21 protein-coding genes and 1 riboswitch are annotated in these 25,137 nt (G+C 33.2%); of the genes, 4 read left to right on the top strand and 17 right to left on the bottom strand.

Annotated features, from left to right (window positions below; all coding sequences use genetic code 11):
* Window positions 1-12: 12 nt before the first annotated feature.
* The 3 genes from sucC to ylqF all read right to left on the bottom strand — a co-directional run bounded on the left by sucC (window position 13) and on the right by ylqF (window position 2,924).
* Complete coding sequence (gene sucC / locus ACM595_RS01665; protein WP_002483476.1) at window positions 13-1,179, bottom strand: ADP-forming succinate--CoA ligase subunit beta; 1,167 nt, start codon at window positions 1,177-1,179, stop codon at window positions 13-15.
* Between the two features lie 107 nt (window positions 1,180-1,286).
* Window positions 1,287-2,057: a ribonuclease HII gene (locus ACM595_RS01660; protein WP_041080446.1), complete on the bottom strand. Its 771-nt coding sequence runs from the start codon at window positions 2,055-2,057 to the stop codon at window positions 1,287-1,289.
* A 6-nt stretch (window positions 2,058-2,063) separates the two neighbouring features.
* Window positions 2,064-2,924 carry a ribosome biogenesis GTPase YlqF gene (gene ylqF, locus ACM595_RS01655; protein ID WP_037538552.1) on the bottom strand — a complete coding sequence of 287 codons (861 nt, stop codon included), beginning with the start codon at window positions 2,922-2,924 and terminating at the stop codon, window positions 2,064-2,066.
* 367 nt (window positions 2,925-3,291) lie between these two features.
* Between ylqF and ACM595_RS01650 the strand changes: the two genes are divergently transcribed.
* Together ACM595_RS01650 and ACM595_RS01645 are read left to right on the top strand one after the other, a co-directional pair.
* A complete protein-coding gene (locus tag ACM595_RS01650; RefSeq protein ID WP_069838012.1) occupies window positions 3,292-5,871 on the top strand; it encodes a YfhO family protein in 2,580 nt (859 codons plus the stop codon).
* Window positions 5,872-5,913: 42 nt separating this feature from the next.
* Window positions 5,914-8,535, top strand: a complete 2,622-nt coding sequence (locus ACM595_RS01645) for a YfhO family protein (RefSeq protein WP_041080444.1) — start codon at window positions 5,914-5,916, stop codon at window positions 8,533-8,535.
* 138 nt (window positions 8,536-8,673) lie between these two features.
* Here ACM595_RS01645 and rplS read toward each other — a convergent pair whose 3' ends face one another.
* The 4 genes from rplS to rpsP form a co-directional block, all read right to left on the bottom strand.
* Window positions 8,674-9,024 carry a 50S ribosomal protein L19 gene (rplS, locus tag ACM595_RS01640; protein WP_069821928.1) on the bottom strand — a complete coding sequence of 117 codons (351 nt, stop codon included), beginning with the start codon at window positions 9,022-9,024 and terminating at the stop codon, window positions 8,674-8,676.
* Between the two features lie 103 nt (window positions 9,025-9,127).
* Window positions 9,128-9,865 (bottom strand): tRNA (guanosine(37)-N1)-methyltransferase TrmD, encoded by a 738-nt coding sequence (gene trmD, locus ACM595_RS01635; protein ID WP_002483482.1) that lies wholly within the window; start codon window positions 9,863-9,865, stop codon window positions 9,128-9,130.
* Entirely contained in the window at window positions 9,865-10,371 is a 507-nt protein-coding gene (rimM, locus tag ACM595_RS01630) for a ribosome maturation factor RimM (RefSeq protein ID WP_002483483.1), read from the bottom strand. The genes trmD and rimM overlap by 1 nt, the downstream gene beginning before the upstream one ends.
* Window positions 10,372-10,596: 225 nt before the next feature.
* A complete protein-coding gene (rpsP, locus tag ACM595_RS01625) occupies window positions 10,597-10,863 on the bottom strand; it encodes a 30S ribosomal protein S16 (RefSeq protein WP_002483484.1) in 267 nt (88 codons plus the stop codon).
* 213 nt (window positions 10,864-11,076) lie between these two features.
* A riboswitch (TPP riboswitch) is annotated at window positions 11,077-11,175 on the top strand.
* Between the two features lie 106 nt (window positions 11,176-11,281).
* Here rpsP and ACM595_RS01620 point away from each other — a divergent pair.
* Together ACM595_RS01620 and ACM595_RS01615 are read left to right on the top strand one after the other, a co-directional pair.
* On the top strand, window positions 11,282-12,034 hold the full coding sequence (locus tag ACM595_RS01620; RefSeq protein WP_041080443.1) for a 3-oxoacyl-ACP reductase: 753 nt from the start codon (window positions 11,282-11,284) through the stop codon (window positions 12,032-12,034).
* Window positions 12,035-12,055: 21 nt separating this feature from the next.
* Window positions 12,056-13,354 carry an LLM class flavin-dependent oxidoreductase gene (locus ACM595_RS01615; protein WP_419744422.1) on the top strand — a complete coding sequence of 433 codons (1,299 nt, stop codon included), beginning with the start codon at window positions 12,056-12,058 and terminating at the stop codon, window positions 13,352-13,354.
* Window positions 13,355-13,479: 125 nt separating this feature from the next.
* On the opposite strand, the gene ffh is transcribed toward ACM595_RS01615, so the two are convergent.
* From ffh to fapR, 10 genes are all read right to left on the bottom strand, one after another.
* A complete protein-coding gene (ffh, locus tag ACM595_RS01610; RefSeq protein ID WP_041080441.1) occupies window positions 13,480-14,847 on the bottom strand; it encodes a signal recognition particle protein in 1,368 nt (455 codons plus the stop codon).
* 28 nt (window positions 14,848-14,875) lie between these two features.
* Window positions 14,876-15,208, bottom strand: a complete 333-nt coding sequence (locus tag ACM595_RS01605; protein ID WP_011303280.1) for a putative DNA-binding protein — start codon at window positions 15,206-15,208, stop codon at window positions 14,876-14,878.
* Window positions 15,195-16,415: a signal recognition particle-docking protein FtsY gene (gene ftsY, locus ACM595_RS01600; protein ID WP_002483489.1), complete on the bottom strand. Its 1,221-nt coding sequence runs from the start codon at window positions 16,413-16,415 to the stop codon at window positions 15,195-15,197. The genes ACM595_RS01605 and ftsY overlap by 14 nt, the downstream gene beginning before the upstream one ends.
* A complete protein-coding gene (smc, locus tag ACM595_RS01595; RefSeq protein ID WP_041080439.1) occupies window positions 16,412-19,981 on the bottom strand; it encodes a chromosome segregation protein SMC in 3,570 nt (1,189 codons plus the stop codon). Before smc ends, ftsY begins: the two co-directional genes overlap by 4 nt.
* A 244-nt stretch (window positions 19,982-20,225) precedes the next feature.
* Entirely contained in the window at window positions 20,226-20,960 is a 735-nt protein-coding gene (rnc, locus tag ACM595_RS01590) for a ribonuclease III (protein ID WP_011303283.1), read from the bottom strand.
* Between the two features lie 227 nt (window positions 20,961-21,187).
* Window positions 21,188-21,421 carry an acyl carrier protein gene (locus tag ACM595_RS01585; RefSeq protein ID WP_002483492.1) on the bottom strand — a complete coding sequence of 78 codons (234 nt, stop codon included), beginning with the start codon at window positions 21,419-21,421 and terminating at the stop codon, window positions 21,188-21,190.
* 243 nt (window positions 21,422-21,664) lie between these two features.
* Window positions 21,665-22,399, bottom strand: coding sequence for a 3-oxoacyl-[acyl-carrier-protein] reductase (fabG, locus tag ACM595_RS01580; RefSeq protein WP_002483493.1), 735 nt, complete (start codon window positions 22,397-22,399; stop codon window positions 21,665-21,667).
* Window positions 22,392-23,318 carry an ACP S-malonyltransferase gene (gene fabD, locus ACM595_RS01575; protein WP_002483494.1) on the bottom strand — a complete coding sequence of 309 codons (927 nt, stop codon included), beginning with the start codon at window positions 23,316-23,318 and terminating at the stop codon, window positions 22,392-22,394. The genes fabG and fabD overlap by 8 nt, the downstream gene beginning before the upstream one ends.
* Entirely contained in the window at window positions 23,311-24,297 is a 987-nt protein-coding gene (gene plsX, locus ACM595_RS01570) for a phosphate acyltransferase PlsX (protein ID WP_002483495.1), read from the bottom strand. Before plsX ends, fabD begins: the two co-directional genes overlap by 8 nt.
* Entirely contained in the window at window positions 24,290-24,859 is a 570-nt protein-coding gene (gene fapR, locus ACM595_RS01565; protein WP_002483496.1) for a transcription factor FapR, read from the bottom strand. The genes plsX and fapR overlap by 8 nt, the downstream gene beginning before the upstream one ends.
* Window positions 24,860-25,137 lie beyond the last annotated feature (278 nt).

Here is a 25,137-nt window from a genome sequence, read left to right as displayed (position 1 = left end):
CCCATCCTTTCCTTATGCTTCTTTAACAAGTTTTACGATTTTTTGTGCGCCTTCAGCCATTGTAGCTGCTGGTTCAATTGCTAATCCAGATTCTTTAAGAATTTCTTTACCTCTTTCAACATTTGTACCTTCTAAACGTACGACAAGTGGTAAAGTAAGCTCGACTTCTTTAACTGCAGCAACAATACCTTCAGCGATAATGTCACATTTCATAATGCCACCAAAGATATTTACAAAGATACCTTTTACATTTTCATCACCTAAGATAATTTTAAATGCTTCAGTAACTTTTTCTTTAGTTGCGCCGCCCCCTACGTCAAGGAAGTTAGCCGGATTACCGCCAAAGTGATTGATTGTATCCATAGTTGCCATTGCTAAACCAGCGCCGTTAACCATACAACCAATATCACCATCTAAAGCGATATATGATAAATCGTATTTAGAAGCTTCGGTTTCTTTTGGATCTTCTTCTTCTAAATCACGTAATTCTTGAATATCTTTATGTTTAAATAATGCGTTATCATCAAAATTAACTTTAGCATCTAATGCTAAAACTTCACCCTCACCCGTAGTAACAAGTGGGTTGATTTCAACGATTGAGCAATCTTTTTCGATGAAAACATTATAAAGTGATACTAAAAATTTAGCTGCTTTATTTATAGATTCTTTAGGAATATTAATGTTAAAAGCAATTCTTCTAGCTTGATATGGTGCCAATCCTACAACAGGATCAATTGTTTCTTTGAATATTTTTTCAGGTGTTTTAGCAGCAACCTCTTCAATTTCAGTACCGCCTTCTTCTGAAGCCATCAAAGTAACTCTATCTGTCGCACGATCGATGACAAAACCAACATAATATTCTTTTTGAATATCGCAGCCCTCTTCTATGTAAAGGCGTTTAATTTCTTTACCTTCTGGACCAGTTTGATGTGTAACAAGTGTTTTACCTAACAATTCTTTAGCATAAGTTTCAACTTCAGAAAGAGATTTAGCGATTTTAACACCGCCTGCTTTCCCTCTGCCCCCTGCGTGAATCTGTGCTTTAACCACGTAAACTTTTGAATCTAATTCTTTTGCTTTTTCTACTGCTTCTTCAGCAGTATATGCTACGCGTCCTTCTGGGACAGCAACGCCCATAGAACGAAATATTGCTTTACCTTGATACTCGTGGATATTCATTCTCCATCCTCCTGTTTCTTAGGTTAAGTTCATATTCAATTATAAGAAATGAAAGCGCTATTGTAAACTCATTTATCCTACTTAATCCAATTATTTTATTTTAACTATTAATTTACCAAAGATTTAATTGGTTCAAATGTTTTTCGATGTTCATTTAAAATGCCATATTTTTTAATTCCATCTAAATGTTGTTGCGTACCATATCCAACATTGTTTTCAAAACCATAACCTGGATATTTTCTACCTAAATCTCGCATATATTGATCTCTGTGTTCTTTAGCTAAGACACTAGCAGCAGCTATCGAAACACTTCTAGCGTCACCTTTAATTAAAGATGTTTGCGGTATATCAATATCCAATGTCATAGCATCTACAAGTAGATGTGTTGGTTTAATTCTCAATCCTTCAATCGCTCTGTGCATTGCTAATTTCGTTGCCTCATAAATATTTATTTCATCTATTTCTTCCACCGAAGCATATCCATATGCATAAGCATACACATCATTCAGTAATTGACCTTCGATTGAATGCCTTTGTTTTGCTGAAAGTTTTTTAGAATCATTTAACCCTGTGAAATGATGATTTTTATTTAAAATAACTGCACATGTAACAACTGGACCTGCTAATGGACCACGCCCCACCTCATCTATACCACAAATAAGCGCGTCTGGATTTTCTGCTAAGATGCTATTTTCAAATTCTGTCATTTTCACATAATTATCTAATAACACTTGTTCTTTTTCTAATTGTTTACGTCTTTGTATCATTGCATTTTGCACACCTTTGCGTGCATCATTATTATATTCACTTCGCTCTAATTCACTTATTGACAGCATATGCTGTAACTTACTTTTAATGTCCTTTATCGTTTCGCTCATAATCCATTACACGTCCATTTCGGAAATAATATCAAATGTATACGTACCGATTTTAGCGTTTCTCACTTCGTGTATAATTAAATCTATGACCGCTTCGTAATCAATTTCATTACCTCGTCTTAACAATCCTCTTCTACGGCCTATCGCATCAAACCACTCTATATTTTCTGCTTCTTTTGAAACATCTGTTTTATAGTGCTGTATTAAACCGTCATAATCATGTGCTTTCATAAAGTCTAACGCATAGATTGCCACTTCATCTAAGTGAACAATACTATCTTTGATTGCACCCGTAACACTTAGTTTTTTTCCAACCAATTGATCCTCAAATTTTGGCCATAATATACCTGGTGTGTCTAATAATTGTAGCGATTGACCTACTTTAATCCACTGTTGTTGCTTTGTAACACCAGGGGTGTTACCCGTTTTTGCAATTGATTTATTAGCTAATTTATTAATCAATGTTGATTTACCTACATTGGGTATCCCTACTATCATTGCTCTAATCGCACGTGGTTTTAATCCTTTTTGTTTTTCTTTTTCAAATTTTTCTTTGGTTGCTTTGATAGCAGTTTGTTCAACTTGTTTTAGACCTTTACCATGCTTCGCATCAATTGCAACTGGATAAAAGCCTTTTTCTTTAAAATATGATTCCCATTTCTCTAATTCTTTTAAATTTGCCATATCTTTTTTATTTAAAATAACGACTCTAGGCTTTTGTTGTATAACCTCATCAATCATTGGATTTCTAGAACTATAAGGTATGCGCGCATCTACAAGTTCAAATACAACATCTACTTTTTTTAATTGCTCTGAAACTTCTCTTTTTGCTTTGGCCATATGACCTGGATACCACTGAATTACCATATATCTCACCCTTCTATTACTTATGACTTTTATCAATTTTGTTTATTATTTTATTCGTTCATACCGTTTAGTTTGCTTTAGCATCATAACACGTTGGTGCATGTGTTATAAACAAATTAATTAGATAATCACTGTTCATTCTTAATTTTACAACAAAAAAAACAGCAAGTGCATGATATTTTCATTTTTATTTACAATACCAATGATTCATTAAACAATAACTTGAATTTCTAACCTTTCTTTGTAAAAATTAAAAACCTAACATTCAAAATTAAAATTTTTCTAAATAATAATAGTTATTTTTATCTAAATACTAAAAATGTAGATACAATAGAATTATATTAAACAAATAAATAGGAGATTGCCTATGAAACAAAAATTATTATATCTTTGTTTATTCGTAACATTGGCAGTCGTTGGCCATAGTTACATCATATATAGATTTATTCATGATGGTGTTTTATTCACGGGTCCTAATGATGGTATGGAACAAATGGTGCCGATACAAATGTATCTATTTGATAACTGGCATCATGGTAATTTCTTTTATGCTTCAGATTTTGGACTCGGTGGTGATTTTTTTAGTGACTTAAGCTATTACTTCTCCACAAATATTATTTTTATCATAAATGTGATTGTAATTGTTTTATTAAAGACGTTTATAACACTGGATACTACTCATATTATGTTTTGGATGACCAATGCACTCATTGTTTCTATTTTTAAATCTGCGATTGCAATGCTTGCGACTTATCTATATGTCCGTTATATAGCTTTAAATAAAAAAATTGCCGTTCTAGCTGCGTTCATTTTTGTAATTTCACCAATCTATTTCAGGTTCACAGTATATTGGCCATTTTTCAGTGATGTTTTTATTTGGTTACCGTTGTTATTTTGGTCAATCGAACGTTTTTTAAAAAGTGGGAAGATTGGTTTCTTTATCATTATAGTAGCCATTACATTAATCAATAATTTTTATTTTGCATATTATCAATTATTAACTGGATTAATTTATTTAACTATCAGACTAGTGTTTAGACATCAAGCTGATATCATTCCTAGGTTCAAGTCTTTCATGTCTTTATTTATTGCATCAGTTATTGGATTAGGATGTAGTCTTCCATTCTTTTTCCCAGCAATTCAAAGTTTCTTTAATAATAGACGCACACCTTTTGACGGTAATGTAGATTTATTTGAGCCATTCAATCAAAATACCAATGTTTTTTATGATAATTATTTAATCGTAATATTATTTATCACTGGTCAGGCGTTATTATCATTCAAATTATACAAACATTATTATTTCAAATTATTTGCAATTTCTACGCTTATATTAATTTGTGCTAGTTTTGTTCCTTTTATCGATCAGATATTTAATGGCTTTTCAGCGCCACAAAAACGTTGGCATTATTTAATAGCATTTAATTCTGCAGTTTTAATTGGCTTATATGTAAAATATTTTCGGACAATTTCTATACCAAACTATATTTTTTCATCCGTTATCTCATTAAGTATTATTGGCTTAAGTGCATGGTATTATGATGATGTTGTAGCATGGGTTTGGTTCGCACCCATAGTGAGTTTAATTGGCTTTTTAATTCTATTAATCAATGAATCTCATATCAAACTTAAACTTACACATTTATTTGTTTTATCAATAATGATTTTAACAGTCTTAGTTTCTACTGTATTTATACGAAATCAAATTTATTTTGAAGACCATGTCAAACGTGCTAATGCTTATTTTGTGAATGCAAGCCTTTTTAACACACCATTACAACAGCAATTAGTTAAAGATATGAATACACATAAACTTGAAGATGAGCGCATAGATTGGCGTGTCAATGAACAAGACAATACGCCGATGTATCAACAATTTAAAGGACTCAGTATCTATTCTAGTATATTTGATCATAACATATTAGATTTTTACTATGATGAGCTAAAAATCAATATGCAAGAAGAATCAGTGAGTAGATATCAATCAACCAATGGGCGTCAAAATATGAGCAGTTTATTTTCTATTAAATATCTAATGGTCAAGCGCTATCAACATAATATTCCTGCATACTTCAAAAAGATTAAAAACGATGGTCAATATGAAATTTATGAAAACACTTTAAATTTACCATCTGTACGTGTTTCTAATAAAAAGTATAATTCAAATGATTTACATAACCCTATTGATAAAGAACATGCAATGATGGATGGCGTTATTTTAAATAATAAAGGTGCATCTTATACGGCAAAGGCACCAAATTTATTAAATCAAACTCGTATCACGTACAAAGATATAGATAACAAACGCAATCATCAAATACATGCTTCTAAAAACGATAGCCATGTACAAATTCATATACCTAAACATTTAAGACAACGTTATCATGACTTTTATTTAACGATTAAAGTCAAACGTGGTCTACCAGATAGTAATTTTTCAGTCCAAATAAATAACTATACAAATAACCGCTTGTACAACAATTCGACTTATCGAACAGGTGTGGATACACAACTTTATAGAACACAACCTGATAAAAATGGTAATATAAATGTTGGGCTAAGCCCAACAGGTAATTACTATCTAGATATTCAAAGTTTGCATGGTGAAAACTACAATCATTTAAAATCAGCATATGCAAAGCAAAATAACGATGGACATTATACAGATATTAAAAATGGCGTGAAGGTTAAGTTAGGTCCTCACGAAAAAGGAATCGCTACGATTAATATACCGTATCGTGAAGGCATGACTGCATATGTCGACAACAAAAAAATTAAACCATTAAATGTGAATTATATGATGACTGGCGTGCCAGTTTCAAAAGATAGCAAAGAAATCATAATCAAATATCGTCCAAAATATTGGTATACGGTTACTGCTATTTCAATTATTTTCATTATAGGATCGCTATCATGGTTTATGAGAAAGAGATATAAAAACAAATAAATTCATAATTTAAAAGGAGTTTGTCGGAGATGAGGTATAACCATGTTTCGTAAACTTTGGTCTCACAAAGTTTCAAGATTATTTTGTATTATAGCAATGGGCATTTTAGTTGCACTATTAACATTTACACCGTACATCTATCGATATATAACGCAAGGTAATGTATTTAGTGGATCAGGTGACGGTTTTAGGCAAATGATGCCCTTTCAAATGTACCTTTATGAACACTTTAGCCAATTCAAACAATTTTATGATCACTCATTTGGGCTAGGTGGCGATTATGTTAAAGACTTATCATATTATTATTCGACCTCACCTTTAACATGGATTAACTTCATTTTTGTTTGGTTTTCAGAGATTTTATTTAATAGTCATCCTAACCAAATAAGTTATTGGGCAAGCAATCAAATTATTGTTGCTTTTGTCAAAGGTGTTGTCACGTTTGTCATTTCATTTTACTTTTTTAGATATTTAAAATTTAAAAATTATGCTACGTTGCTTGCTGCAATGCTTTATGCTTCATCAACGACTGTGATTTATTTTAATTTCACTTGGTCGTATTACGGTGATTTACTTATTTTCCTTCCTTTATCATTACTAGGTGTTGAACGATTTTATAAAGAAAAGAAAATTGGTTTATTCATATTCGCCATTGCACTAACCTTATTTTCAAATTTTTATTTTAGTTATTACGAAGCGATTGTCCTCCTAGCATACGTCGCTTATAGGTTTATCTTTCCACATCCAACTGATTTGGTTTCTCGGAAACAACAACTTATTTTGATTCCTATTGCAGTTATTTTAAGTACTTTAATAGGCATCTGGGGCTTTTATACGGGCGTTACTTCATTTTTCAATAACGATCGAGTTAGTAACCCGTATTTTAAAATTCCACTGTTCACTGATTTCGCACGTCAAAAGCATTTTTTCACAAATGGTTTTTATATTACAGTGTCTATAATAACTGTGGTCGCTTTATTATCTTTTAAACTATACAAACATTATTATTATAGATTATTTGCAATTGCTACGTGGATCATGTTGATTGGGTCACTTACACCACATTTCGATAGCATATTCAATGGATTTTCAACTCCAGAACGTAGATGGGTATACATATTTGCAATCATGTCTGCTGGCTTAATCGCCCTATTTATCCAGCACCTATCGGAATTAACTCTGAAACCCTATATCTTAACCTGCATTCCAGTATGTATCATCATGCTAGTCATGAATATTATCGTTACAGATCAAAAAATGTCATGGATGATTATTTGTTTCATACTTATGGTATTTATCGCTTTATTATTATTTAAGAAAAACTTATTACAAAATCATTGGTTTAAGGTATCCATAATAGTTTTATTTGTAATTCAACAAGCATTCATATTATCTAATGATTACTATAATAATGTGAAAAGATATGAATCTACAAAACAAGCCATACAGGACTCTGATTATCATAGCCCAGCTTTAGCCAAAAAAATAAATGCAATCAACCACCAGCAAGATGATCCATTACATCGTATCGATTATATGTCTCAATATGGATTAAATTCACCAATGATTTACCATTTTAATGGCATTGCTTTATATTCAAGTATTTTCGATGGCGATATTTTAAAATATTATGATAAAACACTACAAATCAATATGCATACAGATAAAAACAGCACGTATCGTTTATTATCTAATCGCGCCAACTTAATGGCTTTATGGCATGTAGAGGACCGTATTCGTCGGCCTGATGATTTAAATATGCCCTATGGATTTACACAGAAAGATATAGTTCATCATTCTAAAAAAGAATCATTTATACATTCAGTTAATCAAATCCATTATCCAAGTGCACACATTACTAATAAGGTTTATAATGCGAATGATTTAAAATCACCCTTAGATAAAGAACAAGCCATGCTACAAGGTGTCGTTTTTGACAATAATACAGAAGCCAATCAATCGTTCAAGCCGAATAAAAACTTATTATCCGATACTTCTGCAACACTAAAAGATGCACATAGATTAGATAATCATCAACTGATTATAGAAAAAGACAATGGTGGTATAAGTTACCAATTGCCTTCGTCTATTGCTAATAAATATAAAGATATGTACGTTGAAATGGATGTTGAATTACTTTCTCCAGATAAGGAACATGACGTTGGTATTAACGAATACAATCAACATCGTAATGAGTTATCTTATAAATATAGACGTTTTGTAACACCAGTCACAATGAGGGTTAAAGCAAACGAAAAACTTAATCTTAAATTGTCTAAAGGTAAGTATCGAGTGAATGTTAAAGGCATATATGGCGAAGATTATCATACCTTGCGCCATGCATCTAGTTCATTAGACGCTGTTAAAGTCACACAACAACGTAATGGCTATACGATTCATAAGCATAAAAATGATGCAGGCTACTTAGTCTTGCCAATGGCGTATAGAGATGGGATGCAAGCCTATGAAGGAGATAAAAAAGTCACTGTAAAGCAAGGTAATGGTATAATGACTGTCATTCCTGTTGATAAAGGACAAGAAATAATCAAACTCAAATATGCACCACCTTACCATAAAACATTAATTATTTTGACGGTGATAGGTATCATCTCAAATATTATTTTTACAAAGCGCATTTCAAAATCTTCAAAAAGAGAAATTTAAGGACATATTTTTTTAGTCCCTATTTGGTCATATTAAAAGCCCACGACTTTGCCATTTACTAATCGTCGTGGGCTATATATTTAAATAAAAAAGCGATTCTCATAATGAGAACCGCTTTTTATATGCTTAATATGCTGATTAACGAATTTCTTTAATTCTAGCAGCTTTACCACGTAATTCACGTAGGTAGTATAATTTAGCACGACGAACTTTACCACGACGTGGAACTTCGATTTTTTCGATTTTTGGTGTGTGTAATGGGAAAGTACGTTCCACACCTACACCTGAAGAAATCTTACGAACAGTGAAAGTTTCTGAAATACCTCCACCACGGCGTTTGATTACTACACCTTCGAATACTTGGATACGTTCACGTGTACCTTCAATAATACGTACGTGCACTTTTAAAGTGTCACCTGGACGGAATGAAGGTAAATCTGTGCGTAATTGCGATTGAGTTACTGCATCGATTAATTTGTGATTACTCATTATTTTTTCTCTCCTTCAACCTATGTTCTTGCCTCGACAAAATATAGCAGCGGATCATAGTGATTTTTCGTGTGTCGCACACTTAAAATATGTTAGCACATTGCTAGTCTTTTTTCAATTGCTTTTTGTATCTTTCTACAATATCTTTTTCTTCAACTGTCATTGGATACCGTTCTAATAAATCTGGTCGTTTTACAAATGTACGTAGAATTTTTTGTTCATGTCGCCATCGATCAATATGAGCATGATTACCTGAAAGTAATACATCCGGTACACTCATCCCTTTATATTCTCGTGGTCTTGTATATTGTGGGAATTCTAATAAGCCATCTTGGAATGAATCATCTTCATGAGATTGTTGGTTACCTAAAACACCTGGTAATAATCTCACTATGGCGTCTGTCATCACCATTGCAGGTAATTCGCCTCCCGTTAATACATAGTCTCCCATAGAAATCTCGTCTGTAACTAAGTGTTCACGTATTCTTTCGTCATAGCCTTCGTAATGACCACAAATAAACACTACATGTTCTGATTGGCTTAGTTCATTTGCTATCGCTTGTGTAAATGGTTTGCCTTGCGGACACATTAAAATCACTCTTGTGTCATCTGTTTTTTCAATACTTTCCATTGCATTAAAAATGGGTTCAGGCTTTAATACCATGCCTTGACCACCACCAAAAGGATAATCATCCACTTGATTATGTTTATTTTCTGCAAAATGTCTAAAATCAACTGTATTGACTGTTAACATATTTTTATCTTGTGCACGCTTTAAAATGGATTGGTTTAAAACACCATTAAACATTTCTGGAAATAAAGTTAGAAAATCAATCTTCATTAATCCAACAATCCTTCCATTGGTGTAATTTGAATACGTCTACCCTCTACATCAATATCCTTAACAACATCAGCGATATATGGAATCAAGTACTCTTTGTCACCTTTAACTACCCACACGTCATTTGCGCCTGTTTCGAAAATTTCTGTAACGCGTCCAATTGGTGTATCATCGTCATCAAATACAGTGCAACCAATGATATCTGAATAATAAAATTCATGTTCACCGAGTTCTATTTCTTCATGATCTCGTTCTTGCATAATGGTTTCACCTTTTAAATATTCAATATCATTAATATTATTAATGCCTTCAAATGTCAACATATGAAGACCTTTATGCATACGATAAGAAGCAATTGTGAATTCTAATGGCTCTTTATTTTTACGTTCAATAATTACAAGCTCCCCAGGCTGAAAGCGTGTTTCTGTAAAATCTGAATTTGATTTTACTTTTATTTCTCCTTTAATACCATGTGTATTAACAATTTTACCTATCTCTACCTTCATATACGTGCCTCCACTATTATTTATCTATTAAAATTGATTATGTATGCTATGATTTGTCTTATTATTATAACATGTGAAGTTATACGCAGTGACACAAATACAATATTCATGTAATGACATTTTTAAAATATCAACTTGCTTATATTATTATCGATAATGTCTATAAAAAAAGAGTACCCTTCAAGGTACCCTTACAAATCATATATTTGTTTATTTGTCGAAATCCTATTTTTGATCGTCAAATTTCTTCAAGATGCCTTCTCTTGATAAGATATTATGAACTGTATCAGTTGGTTTCGCACCATTTTTTAACCATTTAAGTGCTAATTCTTCGTCGATTTTAACTTCAGCTGCATTCACATTGTTTGGGTTGTAAGTACCGATTTGTTCGATATTACGACCGTCACGTGGTGCACGAGCATCAGCTGCTACGATACGATAGAATGGATTTCTTTTTGAACCTAAACGTGTTAAACGTAATTTAACTGCCATTTATATTCGCTCCTTTTGTTTTCATAGTTTTTATTTTCTACAAGAAATAATAATAACAGTAATTCAATAATTTGTAAAGAGTTTCTTCTTTACCAATTTCATTATTACGCAAAATTCTTTTTCTACTTTAATTCTTGGGAAGCCACATCTCCTTAATCACCCTTAACTTGACATAATTCACTAAAAAATATACATTTAACTTAAATTACATAACAAATGCACTAGGGGTGTTTCTAACTGAGATGAGTCTGACTCAAACCCTTTGAACCTGATCTAGTTTAAACTAGCGGAGGAAAGTGTGAAGTCTAGCATATTTCAATATTTTGAAGTACTTTGATACATATGTCTATATTCATTATACACAACCTTCTTTCAGGAGCGTTGTGTATTTTTTTATAGAAAATAAGGAGTGTATAAAATGAAAAAAACTGTAATTGTAACTGGTAGCAGTCGAGGATTAGGTGCGACAATCGTGAACACATTAGCGCAACAAGGACATAACGTTGTCATAAACTATCACAACAGCAGACAAGCTGCACAACAACTTGTAGATGAAATTGGAACTCATCAATCAATCGCTATCCAAGCAGATGTTACAAAACGCAATGAAATAGACGCGTTAGTTGAGAAAGCTACGCAATATTTTGGTCACATAGATGCTATAGTCAATAATGCACTTGTTGGCTTTAAATTTGACCCTGTTCAACAACAAGCATTTGTTGACCTTACATGGGAGGATTATCAACAACAAATTGATGGTACATTGAAAGCTGCTTTTAATTTGTGTCAAAGTGTTATACCTCAATTCATCGAAAGACAAAATGGCCATATCATTTCAATTGGTACAAATTTATTTCAAAATCCTGTCGTCCCTTATCATGAATATACAACAGCTAAAGCTGGTTTGATTGGTTTTTCACGCAATTTAGCTGCAGAATTAGGTCAATATGGTATCACATCTAATGTCGTTTCTGGCGGCTTATTAAAGACAACGGATGCAAGTGCAAGTACCACTACTGAAGTATTCGATTTAATTGCTCAAACCACTCCAATAAAAAAGGTAACCGCACCACAAGATGTTGCTAATATGGTTGCATATCTCTTATCAGATGAAGCAAATGGCATCACAGGTCAAAATTTTACAGTCGACGGTGGCTTAACAATGAACTAATAAGGAGGACTGAGTCATTCAATGACACAAGCACAACATTTAAACATCGGTGTACTTATCTATGCTTGTGGCCATCATCAGGCTGCATGGCGTATGCCACATTCAAGCATTGAGCGTATTGGTGATATTACTTATTATCAATCATTAGCAAGAACTGCAGAACAAGGCTTATTTGATGCCATATTTTTTGCTGACAATCAATCTTTTCCAGCTAGTTCGAAAAGTGATATGCCTGCATTTTGGTTTGATCCCCTCGTTAATTTAGCAGCAATATCGCAAGTTACACAACATGTGGGCCTAGTTGCTACGATATCTAGTACATTCTCCAATCCATTCACAGCTGCTAGACAACTACTCAGTCTAGACCATATGAGTCAAGGTCGTGCTGGTTGGAATTTAGTAACGTCAATGACTGATATGGAAGCTGCTAATCATAGTATGGACCATTTACCTGAACACGAGGAACGCTATAAAAAAGCAGATGAATTTGCACAAGTGATGAATCGTTTACTCGAATCATGGTCAGTGGATGACTTTTTACACGATAAAGAAGATAATAAGTTAATCAATCCATCAGCAATCAACGCTATTAATCATGAAGGAGAACATTTCAATGTCCGTGGACCTTTAACAACCCCAAGTAGCCCTCAAGGGAAACCCATTGCAATGCAAGCGGGCGCCTCCGATCCTGGTATCGCATTAGCAACTAAATATGCTGATGCAGTTTATGCTGTTGCTTGGAATTTCAATCAAGCAAGCGCTTTCAAGAACAAATTAAATCAAAAATTGATACAAGAAGGTAAGCCCAAAGATAGTTTGAAAGTATTTCCTGGATTAGTTACATATGTCGGACAAACTTATGAAGAAGCTTATGCAAAAAAACAAAAACTCGATGAATCTTTAGAAGTTGATACCGCTTTAAATCAATTAGCCTTTTTTATTCGTCAAAATTGCCATAGCTGGGATTTGGATGAACCGGTACCACCATTATCACCTGTCGAATCTTTTAAAGGACCTAAAGGACGCTATCAAACTGTGCTAGAAATCATTAAAGATAAAAATCCAACATTACGTGAGTTATTAGGTTATTTAAGTGCTGGAGGTGGGCATTTAACACTCATCGGAACACCAAAGGATATTGTAGATGAAATGGAACGCTGGTTTGACGCGGGTGTTGCGGATGGTTTTAACTTAATGCCTCCAGAATTTCCAAATAGTTTTGAAGATTTTGTCGATGATGTTGTGCCTGAATTACAAAAACGTGGATTGTATCGTACTGAATACGAAGGTACAACATTTAGAGAAAATATTGGAATTTAATAGTGATTCAACATCGTACGCTTTCTATTAGTTTATAGATTGGATATAGCACAAAAAAAGTAGTAATCCACGACTCTGCTGTGGATTACTACTTTTTAATTATTACTCAATTTAAGAAACACATTTTAAAACGGTAAATTCATACCATTCATCATATTTTCCATCTGTTTACGTTTTCCTTTTTTACCTTTGCCGCCACCGGAAAATTGTTTCATCATTTTCTTCATATCATTGAATTGTTTCATCAATCTGTTAACTTCTTGAACTGAACGTCCTGAGCCTTTAGCGATACGTTTTTTTCGAGATACATTTAAAGTATCTGGATCGTTACGTTCACTTGGTGTCATGGATTGTATAATTGCTTTAATATGATCGATTTGCTTTTCATTCATATTAAGTTTATCGATACCTTTCATCTTGTTCATACCCGGTATCATTTTCATAATATCATCTAAAGGACCAAGATTTTTCACTTGATCAAGTTGTTCTAAAAAGTCATCTAAAGTGAAGGAAGACGTGCGCATTTTCTTTTCTAAATCTTTTGCTTTGTCTTCATCTACATCTTGTTGTGCTTTTTCTATTAGACTTAGTACGTCACCCATACCGAGAATGCGAGATGCCATACGTTCAGGGTGGAATGGTTCTAAACCGTCTAATTTTTCACTCATACCAACAAATTTAATTGGTTTTTGAGTTACGGATCTAATGGATAACGCAGCACCACCGCGCGTATCACCATCGAGTTTAGTTAGCGTTACACCAGATACCTCTAATTGTTCATCAAAGGATTGTGCAACATTAACTGCATCTTGACCTGTCATTGCATCCACGACAAGCATGATTTCATGAGGTTTTGTGATTTCTTTAACATCACTTAACTCTTGCATTAATGCTTCATCAACGTGTAAACGACCTGCTGTATCAATAATAACAAAGTCTAAATGTTCTTCTTTAGCATGCTTAATTGCATTTTCTACAATTTGCTGCGGTTTGACTTGGTCACCTTCGCTATAAACTGGTATATCAATCTGTTTACCAACTGTTTGCAATTGATCTATTGCAGCCGGACGATAAATATCAGCAGCTACCAGCATAGGTTTTTTATTGTATTTTTTACGCATTAATAATGCGAGTTTACCTGCAGTTGTTGTTTTTCCGGCACCTTGTAAACCAACCATCATCACAACAGTAGGTGGTTTATTTGCCATCGTAATTGTTGAATTTTCCCCACCCATTAATTGGGTAAGTTCTTCTTGAACAATTTTAATCACTTGTTGTCCAGGTGTTAATGATTTCATAACATCTGAACCTAAAGCTCTATCTGATACAGTTTTGACAAAATCCTTTACAACTTTAAAGTTAACATCGGCTTCTAATAATGCGAGTCTAACTTCACGCATCATTAGCTTAATGTCTGCTTCTGTCACTTTACCTTTACCACGGATTTTTTGCATCGTTCCTTGTAAACGATCGGATAATCCTTCAAATGCCATATCAAATACCCTCCTTTTTGTTCTCTAATTAATCTAAATCTTCAAGTGCTTGAATATATTTTTTTATTTGTTCTGGATCATTAATATGTTGTTTTATTTGTTCATATAAGTTCTGTCTTTGTTCAAAATTTCGATATAATCCCAATTTTTCCTCATAATCTTCCACTAAATCGCCAGTTCTTCTTATGTTATCATACACTGCTTGGCGACTCACATCAAATGTATTAGCTATCTCACTCAATGAATAGTCTTGCAGGTAAAATAATTCTAAATAATTTCTTTGCTTCTTAGTGAGCAAGGCTTGATAAAAATCAAACAAGTAATTCATACGAATTGTTTTTATTAAATCATTTTGACTCATCAGATTGACCTTCAATTTCGTTCGATTGTTCATCAGTTACATCATCGACTTCTTCTACATTTTGCTCTATCATATCAGCAAACAGACCATATACATAACTTTCAGGATTGAATGGTTGCAAGTCATCTAATTTTTCACCTAAGCCAACATATTTAACTGGTATGTGCAATTCATTACGTATCGCTAATACAATACCACCTTTAGCAGTTCCATCTAGTTTAGTTAACACAATCCCTGTTACATTAGTCACTTCTTTAAACGATTTAGCTTGTGATAAGGCATTTTGTCCAGTTGTTGCGTCTAAACATAACAGTACTTCATGTGGTGCTTCAGGTACTGCACGGCTGATAACACGTTTTACTTTTTCTAATTCATTCATCAGATTAGATTTGTTTTGTAGACGACCCGCTGTATCACAAATTAAAATATCAATGCCTTTACTTTTCGCTGCATTAATTGCATCGTACATCACAGCAGCAGGATCTGAACCTTCATTTTGACTCATAACATCAACGCCAACGCGTTCTCCCCATACTTTTAACTGTTGGATTGCGCCTGCTCTGAAAGTGTCACCTGCAGCAAGCATAACTTTTTTACCTTCAGCTTGGTAACGATGAGCCAACTTACCAATTGTAGTTGTTTTACCTACGCCATTTACACCAACCATTAAAATAACATTCAGACCTTCGTTTTCTATATTCATGACTTCTGAGTGTTCATCATCTTGATGGTATATTTCAACAATTTTTTCTACGATAACCTCACGTAAATCTTCTGTTTCGGATATATTACGTTTTTGTGCTTCTTCTCTTAATTCTTCAACTAACTGCATAACTGTATTAAAACCAACATCTGCAGTAATTAACATTTCTTCTAATGCTTCAAAGAATTCTTCATCTACTTTACGGTAACGTGCGATTAAGTTGTTTAGTTGTGCTTGGAAATTTTCTCTTGATTTTTCTAAACCTGCTCTAAATTTCGCACCTAATTGTTGTGCCTCTATCTCTTCAAAATCCTCTATAGAAATTAGACCATCATCATCAAAATCGGCTTCTTTTAATTTTTTAGGTTTTTTCTTTGGTTCGTCTTCTTTCGTTTGATCCGTATCTTGTTGTTCTAATTCAGGTAATTGCTCTAAATCTTCTTGCTTATTTTCCGCTTCTGATGAAGAAGCAAATTTATCTTTTAACCGTTTGAAAAAGCTCATACTTGTTCCTCCTTAATGACTTCATCAATTGTATTTAAATTAACACTCACTAATTTAGATACGCCAGATTCTTGCATCGTCACACCATATAATCTATCTGAAAATTCCATTGTGCCTTTACGATGTGTAATAACTATAAATTGAGTCTGATCTGATAATTCTTTTAAGTATTGCGCGTAACGTATTACATTAGCTTCATCTAAAGCGGCTTCAACTTCATCTAAAATTACAAATGGTGCTGAGCGTACTTTAAGTATGGCAAATAATAATGCGATAGCACTTAGTGCTCTTTCCCCACCACTTAATAACGATAAGTGCTGTAGTTTTTTACCAGGTGGTTGCACAATAATATCCACACCCGCTGATAAATAATCATCATCAGTAAGGCGTAGTTCTGCTTGTCCGCCACCAAAAAGAGATTTAAACACATCAGCAAAGTGGCCTTGTACTGCATGGAACGTTTCTTTAAAACGATCTTTTACTTCTTGATCCATTTCATCAATCAATTGTTCTAAAGTTAATTTAGCTGCTCTTAAATCAGCACGTTGTTCATCTAAAAACGTATAGCGCGTATTAATTTCTTCAAATTGCTCAATTGCATTCAAATTAACAGGCCCTAGTTCTTCTATTGACATTTTTGTTAATTTTACTTTTTTACGTAATACATCAATCGCTTCATCTAATTCATATAATTCACTTGCACGTTCATAAGTTAAATGATAATCATCGCTCAAATGGTCAATCGCATGATTGATTAACACATCCAAACGTGACTGTTCTGCCTTGATATCTTGATAGCGATTTTCAATAGATAATATATCTTGGTTAGCCTCTTGAAGTTTTTGATCTGTCTCTTCAATTGTATCATTCAATTCTAGTCTGCGCGATTTAACGTCTTCTATATCAACAGTAAGTTTTTCTTTAGTAACCTTACTTTGTTCAATATGACTTTGAATCGTTTCAAATGCTTTTTCCCCAGTCATTTCATCTGAGTTAAATAATTTAATTTGCTCATCCAATTTTTCTTGTTGCTTCTCTACACTTTCCAATTGTTTAGTGATTTTTGTAAGAGATTGTTTTTGGGCATTTAAACGTTCTTTTACGACAGCTAAATCTGACTGTTTTTGATGTAATTGTTGTTGGGTTTGAGTGGTGCTTGCTTTACCTTCTTTTGATAATTTAGTGTAAAGATTGATGTCTTCTTCAAGTTTAAGTAATTGCGCTTTAATTTGGTCAAGTCTTTGTTTCTTTTCTGTTAACGTCTGCTTACTTGTTTCACTTTGATAACCATCATTTTTTTCGAATTCAAATTCTTCATGTTCATCTTTCAAATGTGCTTCACTTTTTCTCAAACGGTCTAATTCTAATTCAAAATCATGTAATCTTTGTTTTGCAGAATTATATTGTTGACTTGTTTCAAAATAATTTTCACTAATTTGATCTGACGCTTCTTTAATTGCTTGAAATTGCTTTTCGAATTCAATGGTTTGTTGTTGATAGTCTTCTAGTTGTGCTCGCATTTTAGCTAGATCATCTTTTTGTGCCAATATGCTTTTAGTTTTACGATCACCACCACCAGTCATCGATCCACCTGGGTTAACGATATCGCCCTCGAGCGTAACAATTCTAGTGCGATAACGAATTTTTCTTGCTAACTCATTTGCATTTTTTAATTCATCGACAATAATGGTGTTTCCTAATAAATTTTGTAATACATTCTGATAATCTGAATCGACTTGGATAGCCTCTGATGCAATATTAATGAATCCTTGGGACGTTTTTGCAGAATTTAAAATATCATTCGCAATATGTCTTGGTTGTATCACATTTAAAGGTAAAAAGGTCGCTCTACCCAATCCATTTTGTTTAAGATATTGAATCGCTTGTCTGCCATCTTTTTCAGAATCTACTATTACATGTTGTAAAGAGGCGCCTAAAGCTATTTCAATCGCTTTTGTTAAATCAGAAGGTACTTGAATAACTTCAGCAACTGCCCCTCGTATACCTGTAAGTTGTTTGTTTTTAGCTTTCAGAATATGCTTTACACCATTAAAAAAATAACTATATTCTTCTTGTTGTGTTGCCGCACTATCAATACGAGACTTTAACTTTTCATTAAAACGATATGCTTGATGTAATTTTTCTTCATATTCACTACGTTGTTGTTTTAATTGTGTTAATTTACGTTCGTATTCATTCAATTGTTGTTCTGCGTTTTTCAGTTCTTTTTTCGTTGTTGTGCTTTGCTTTTCTGCCTCATTAATATCAGATTGAATATGCTTTAATTGTTCATACGCCTCTACTAACCTTGAATCTAAACGTGATTGTTTTGATTCATTTTCCTGTATCGTATGTTCTAAAAAGCGAATATCATTATTTACATCTGATTGTTCAGACATAAGTTGATAATATTCATCTTTAATGGTTTCAAGTTTTTCATCATGTTGTTCATCAGTAACATACAATTGTGATTCTAAATATTGCACTTTTTCATTTAATTCTTTTTGTTGGGCTTTTAATCTATCGATTTCTAACTGAACTTCTGTCTTCTCTTTATTTAAATTCTCAGCTTGATTTAATAGACTTTCTTGTTCTTCTTCAAAGCGTGCATTCGTTTCCGATTGATTTCTTTTTCGTTCTTCCAATACATTGAGCTGTCCTGTGAATTTTTCTACTTCTTCAGTTGCTTTGACCAACTCGAAATTTAATGACTCGATGCGTGTATCTAATTGTTGTCTTTCAGCTTTATATTTATTTAAAGATTGTGTATGTTGTACTTTTTCAGCATCCTTTGTTGCCTGCTGACTTTTTAAATGGTTTAAATTATCATCTAATTCATTAATATTGTCACTATATTGTTTTATATCATGGACCGTTACTAAGACGTCACTTTTTTCCATTTCTTTGGATAAGTGTTTGTATTCTTTTGCAATCGCGGCTTCTTCACGTAATGGTTCTACACGACCTTCTAAGTCATAAAGTATATCTTCTACGCGTGACAAATTATCTTCTGTTTGATCCAATTTTTGAACAGAAGTTGCTTTTCTTTTTTTATATTTTAAAACTCCAGCAGATTCTTCTAATATTTGCCTTCTATCTATAGGCTTAGCATTTAATATTTCGTCTACACGTCCTTGCGAAATAATACTGAACGCTTCTTTTCCTAACCCTGAATCTAAAAATAAATCAATGATATCTTTCAATCTTGCTCTATCATTATTCAAATAATATTCACTTTCGCCACTTCGATACAAACGACGTGTAACTGTTACTTCAGTTGAATCAACTTGTAACTTTCCAGAACTATTCTCTAATTTCAATTTTACTTCTGCATAATTTTGAGCTTTTCTATGCTCGGCGCCTGAAAATATAATATCTTCCATTTTGGCGCCACGTAATGATTTAGCTGACTGTTCACCTAACACCCATTTTATCGCATCAGTAATATTACTTTTACCGCTACCATTAGGTCCAACAATTGCTGTTACACCTTCATCAAATTGGACATTTGTATGTTCAGCAAATGACTTAAAACCAAAGGCATCTATAGATTTTAAATAAACCATACTATTCTCCTTTAAAATATTCCTGACTGTTCTACAGCACGGGAATGAAATGGCTAATTCATTTTAACTTCATTCGCCATTCATAACACTTATTCCATCTTATTATGATTAACTTAATTATTTAATCTTAGCTGTATATTTAAAAACGCAATTTTTAATTATATAAATGCTATGTCATCATTAATCATACTTATAACTATGATATTTCCATCTAGTGAATCATGATGTTTAAACGCACCCAATGTTAAGCGTTTTTATTTTTCAATATTTTATATGCACGTTCTGCAGCTTTTTGTTCAGATTCTTTTTTTGTTTTACCTTTACCTTCTGCTACGGCATCTTCTTCTAGAATCACTTCAGAAGTAAAAAGACGATGGTGCGCCGGTCCTTCTTCATTTATCAGACGATATGTGACATCTCCCTTATTTTGTCTATGCACATATTCTTGAAATTGCGTCTTAAAGTCTACAACACCGTCCAATTCATCATCTTCCACATATGGGAAAATGATTTGTTCAGAAAATTGCCAGACTGCCTCTAATCCTTGGTCTAAATACAACGCTCCGACAAATGCTTCAAACGCATCGGATACAAGTGAAGGTCGTGTTCTACCACCTGTCTTTTCTTCGCCTTTACCTAATAAAATTAAATCGTTGAGCTGAATTTTATTCGCAAATATTACAAGTGAGGGCTCACAAACAATTGTTGCACGCATTTTAGTCAAATTACCTTCAGGCAATTCTGGGTATTTATCAAATAAATAGCGTGAAACCGTCAATTCTAATACCGCATCTCCTAAAAATTCTAATCGCTCATTGTGGTCAAGCCTGTTCATATTAAAGTCATTGATAAAGCTTGAATGAGAAAAAGCTTGTTGATATAAATCTACTCGGTTAAAATCTAAATTTAATTCTTGCATCTTTTTTTCAAACTTATTTTGGAATGTTTGTACCATTTCTTTCTTTTTTTGATTGGTCAATCTAGTTCCTCCTCAGAAATAGCGCTAGGATTCTGTATACCTTTATATTTTACGTGAAATCACATCAAAACTAAAGAAAAAACTGTTGTTTTTCGCATGTAAAACAGCGACAAGTCATGGATGTAGTTAATATCGAAGGTACAAAAAATCATGCGTTAAGATTCATTGATTCTATCAAAAAAACAAAAAATCTGAGCCGTAATGACAACGACTCAGATATTTGTTTATTATTTTTCAATACTGTTGATAAATTTAACTGCGTCACCAACTGTGTTGATTTTTTCAGCTTCTTCATCAGGAATTTCAGTACCAAATTCATCTTCTAATTCCATAACTAATTCAGCGATATCAAGTGAGTCAGCGCCTAAATCATCTTTGAAAGATGCATCTTCAGTTACTTTTTCAGCGTCAACACCTAAACGGTCAACGATGATATCTTTTACTTTGTCGAAGTTTTCCACGTCGATTCACCTCCTTTAAAAGTCTATTGATAGACTTTTATATTTTCCCATTTTATCAATTGAAATACAAGTAGTATTTCAATTGATACACTAGAAATACACATAATCTACTAAATTTGACAATTATACCGTATCATGACGCATGTGTCAGACATCCAAAATGACATTTTACTTAAAAAATATAATCAGTCATACCACTATTGTTTAAAAGCTTGTAGCGATGATTATTTTTTCTAAATCAACTTACATGTACATGCCGCCATTGACATGAATCGTTTGTCCAGTAATATATTTTGCTTTCTCTGAAGCTAAAAACGCTACAGTATTGGCTATATCAGAATCTTCACCAAATTTAGCTAATGGAATTTGTTCTAACATTTGTGCTTTGAGTTCCTCACTTAAAGCATCTGTCATATCAGAAACAATAAAACCAGGTGCTACAGCATTCACTGTAATATTTCTAGAAGCTAACTCTCTAGCTGCTGATTTAGTCAATCCAATTACACCCGCTTTTGTAGCAACATAGTTAGCTTGTCCAGGATTACCTACTGCACCCACGACACTTGATAAGTTAATAATTGAGCCACTCTTTTGTCTTAACATTTGTGGTGTTACTTTTTGAATACAATTAAATACACCTTTTAAATTTGTATCAATGACATCGTCCCATTCTTGTTCTTTCATTCTCATTAATAAATTATCGCGTGTGATACCTGCATTATTAACAAGCACATCTACTGAACCAAATTGGCTAACGACTTCTTTAATCATCGCTTTAACTTCGTCACCATTTGCAACGTTTGCTTGAATTGCAAAAGCTTCAACGCCTTTAGCTTTGATTTCTTCCACAACAGCGTCTGCTTTTTCTTTATTTCCAGCATAGTTCACTGCAACTTTATAGCCTTCTTCCGCTAATTGTATAGCAATACTGCGTCCTATTCCTCTTGAAGCACCTGTAACCAATGCACTTTTAGTCATTTTCATTCCAACCTTTCACATCTTCTAATGTTTGAATTGAGGTAACTTTTACATTTTTATTAATTTTTCTAATTAATCCTGAAAGTACTTTACCAGGACCAATTTCGATGAAATGATCAACACCTTGTTCAATTAACCACTCTGTAGAATCAATAAATTGCACTGGTGAATATAATTGTTCAATCATATGCGCTTTAATTACATTTGCATCTGTTTCACCTTGTGCATGCACATTTTGTACAACCGGGAATTGAGCATCAGACCACTCAAACTGGTCAATAAAATCTGCAAAATCATCTTTGATAACTTGCATCATTGATGAATGGAATGGACCTGAAACTGCTAATGGCATTACACGTTTAGCACCTAGCGATTTCCCTTCTTCAACTAACTGATCAATCAATGATTTATGGCCAGATACAACAATTTGACCCGGTGAATTGATATTAGCTGGTTCAATAATTTCACTCTCTGTAGAAAGCTGTTTACAAATTGCGTCAACCGCTTCATAATCCAGTCCAAGTACGGCTGCCATACTACCCACACCATCTGGAAAGGCTTCTGCCATAAGTTGACCACGTTTTCTTACAATTTTTACTGCATCTTCAAATTTCAATACACCACTTGCAACTAAACTCACATATTCCCCCAGACTATGTCCCATAGTATAATCTGCATTTAAATCATTAAGGGCGTTTAATAAAGCTGAACTATGCGTTAATAAAGCTGGTTGCGTATTTTCTGTTTGGCCTAACTTTGCTTCTTTATCTGTAAACATCGTTTCTAAAATATCAAAATCCACAGCATTTTGGGCTTGATTTAAAATTGTAGTCGCTGCTTCATTATGTTCGTATAAATCATTCGCCATACCAACTTTTTGAGAACCTTGACCTGGAAAGATAATTGCCGTTTTACTCATTTTCTGTACCCACCGTTTCTTTCATTGTTTTCACAATTTCTTGTTCACCAGCAATTTTTGCCTGACGAATTGCAGAATAGAATGCTTTTGCACTTGAACTGCCATGTGCTTTTACTACCGTACCATTTAATCCTAACAATACTGAACCACCATATTCTGCATAATCCATTTTTGTCATTAAACCGTTCAAGTCTTTGCGTAAAATCAGTGCTGCCATTTTATTTTTAAAACTACTTAACAGTGTAGATTTAAACATTTTACCCATTGCTTTTGCAACACCTTCTAGATTTTTAAGAATCATATTACCTGTATAGCCATCAGTGACTACAACATCAGCAACATCATTCATTAAACCTTTCGCTTCGACATTACCTGTAAAGTTAAAATCATGTTGATCTTCCATTAAACGGTATGCTTTCTTAGTTAAACTATTACCTTTCGCTGCTTCTGTACCAATATTTAACAAGCTTACAGATGGTTCAGCAATACCTCTAATTTTTTGAGCGTAAATATTACCCAACTGAGCATATTGCAATAAATGTTCTGCTTTTGCATCAGCATTAGCACCTACATCCATAAATACAAAACCTTTACCTGATACAGTCGGTAGCGTAACAACCAATGCAGGTCGTTCTACACCTTTAATACGACCAACGATGAATAGTCCAGCAGACATCAGTGCGCCAGTATTACCAGCAGAAACACATCCATCGGCTTCACCCGACTTAACTGCTTCAGCCATACGCGCCATAGAGCTGTCTTTTTTACGTTTAATTGCTCTTACTGGTTCATCATCCATCGTGATAGATTCCGTACAGTGACGCACTTCTACACGATCATGTTCTAATGTACATTGCGATGAATCTCCAAATAAAATTATTTCTAAATCTTTAAAATCATTAACCGCTTTTTCAACAGCTTCCAAAACGATTCCAGGTGCATCATCTCCACCCATCATATCAATCGCTAATTTAACCATTTTGTTCATCCTCACTTGTATAATACATTTTGAAAGTTCCCTTAAAAACGAGCGTATCTTTTACATATGATCGCACTTTTATCGTATAAAATTTATCTGTAATTTCAATAGTTTGTGCATCAGCACGTACCGTTTCATTTAATTTTACTGTTTTTATAAATGTTACATTACTATCTCTTGTTAAAACAACTGGTTTATGTATCAGTGCCACACACAGGGAGTTTGCTTGTGCGAACAATACATGTCCTCTAGCAATTTTATTTCTAGTAAACACAGATTCTTCGTCTATTCTTATAATTGAAGTGGCAGTTTGATCAGGTTGTACATTGATTACATCCCCAATAATTTCACTACCTTCTATAGAGCGAATACTTTCGTAATTTTCTTTTGCAACAGTTTTAATGCGTGTTCTTAGCTCAGGAATATTTAAATGTGTACGATCAAGTCTAATCGTTTGAATACTCACCGAGAACAACACACTTAAATCTAAGTCAGTAATAAAAGGATTTTTCTCTATTTCTTTTTTTATTTCATTACGTCGTTCTTGTTTTTTTAATTTCATCGCATTCAAACTCCCATGTTTTTAGTACCAAGTCTTAAACATTCCTAACATATCATAACACTTTCTATTTCATTTGCTCAACAAAAAACATATGCTGTCGCTAAATTAAATTTGCTTTAGCATTAGCTCAGTTTAATAATAAGTTTTTTATATAGTATCAAAAAAACTCTTTTAACATTACTATTTTATTACAAATGTAACAATTAAAAGATTATTTGTAGTGCACTATTGAAATAAAAATATTTGGAACGTATAATTCAAAATAATTTAAAAGGGTG

Origin of the sequence: Staphylococcus sp. LKG3-1 (assembly GCF_048568385.1) — a bacterium.
Lineage (GTDB): Bacteria > Bacillota > Bacilli > Staphylococcales > Staphylococcaceae > Staphylococcus > Staphylococcus saprophyticus.
This window is presented reverse-complemented; position numbering and strand designations above follow the sequence as displayed.

What these genes read in the sequence shown, in the direction of transcription:
- fabG (WP_002483493.1), bottom strand. Translation starts at nt 22,399, where the DNA reads ATGACTAAAAGTGCATTGGTTACAGGTGCTTCAAGAGGAATAGGACGC.
- ACM595_RS01660 (WP_041080446.1), bottom strand. Translation starts at nt 2,057, where the DNA reads ATGAGCGAAACGATAAAGGACATTAAAAGTAAGTTACAGCATATGCTG.
- plsX (WP_002483495.1), bottom strand. Translation starts at nt 24,297, where the DNA reads ATGGTTAAATTAGCGATTGATATGATGGGTGGAGATGATGCACCTGGA.
- fapR (WP_002483496.1), bottom strand. Translation starts at nt 24,859, where the DNA reads ATGAAATTAAAAAAACAAGAACGACGTAATGAAATAAAAAAAGAAATA.
- rimM (WP_002483483.1), bottom strand. Translation starts at nt 10,371, where the DNA reads ATGAAGGTAGAGATAGGTAAAATTGTTAATACACATGGTATTAAAGGA.
- smc (WP_041080439.1), bottom strand. Translation starts at nt 19,981, where the DNA reads ATGGTTTATTTAAAATCTATAGATGCCTTTGGTTTTAAGTCATTTGCT.
- fabD (WP_002483494.1), bottom strand. Translation starts at nt 23,318, where the DNA reads ATGAGTAAAACGGCAATTATCTTTCCAGGTCAAGGTTCTCAAAAAGTT.
- rpsP (WP_002483484.1), bottom strand. Translation starts at nt 10,863, where the DNA reads ATGGCAGTTAAATTACGTTTAACACGTTTAGGTTCAAAAAGAAATCCA.
- trmD (WP_002483482.1), bottom strand. Translation starts at nt 9,865, where the DNA reads ATGAAGATTGATTTTCTAACTTTATTTCCAGAAATGTTTAATGGTGTT.
- ACM595_RS01650 (WP_069838012.1), top strand. Translation starts at nt 3,292, where the DNA reads ATGAAACAAAAATTATTATATCTTTGTTTATTCGTAACATTGGCAGTC.
- ACM595_RS01605 (WP_011303280.1), bottom strand. Translation starts at nt 15,208, where the DNA reads ATGAGTCAAAATGATTTAATAAAAACAATTCGTATGAATTACTTGTTT.
- sucC (WP_002483476.1), bottom strand. Translation starts at nt 1,179, where the DNA reads ATGAATATCCACGAGTATCAAGGTAAAGCAATATTTCGTTCTATGGGC.
- ACM595_RS01620 (WP_041080443.1), top strand. Translation starts at nt 11,282, where the DNA reads ATGAAAAAAACTGTAATTGTAACTGGTAGCAGTCGAGGATTAGGTGCG.
- ffh (WP_041080441.1), bottom strand. Translation starts at nt 14,847, where the DNA reads ATGGCATTTGAAGGATTATCCGATCGTTTACAAGGAACGATGCAAAAA.
- ACM595_RS01615 (WP_419744422.1), top strand. Translation starts at nt 12,056, where the DNA reads ATGACACAAGCACAACATTTAAACATCGGTGTACTTATCTATGCTTGT.
- rplS (WP_069821928.1), bottom strand. Translation starts at nt 9,024, where the DNA reads ATGAGTAATCACAAATTAATCGATGCAGTAACTCAATCGCAATTACGC.
- ACM595_RS01645 (WP_041080444.1), top strand. Translation starts at nt 5,914, where the DNA reads ATGTTTCGTAAACTTTGGTCTCACAAAGTTTCAAGATTATTTTGTATT.
- ylqF (WP_037538552.1), bottom strand. Translation starts at nt 2,924, where the DNA reads ATGGTAATTCAGTGGTATCCAGGTCATATGGCCAAAGCAAAAAGAGAA.
- ftsY (WP_002483489.1), bottom strand. Translation starts at nt 16,415, where the DNA reads ATGAGCTTTTTCAAACGGTTAAAAGATAAATTTGCTTCTTCATCAGAA.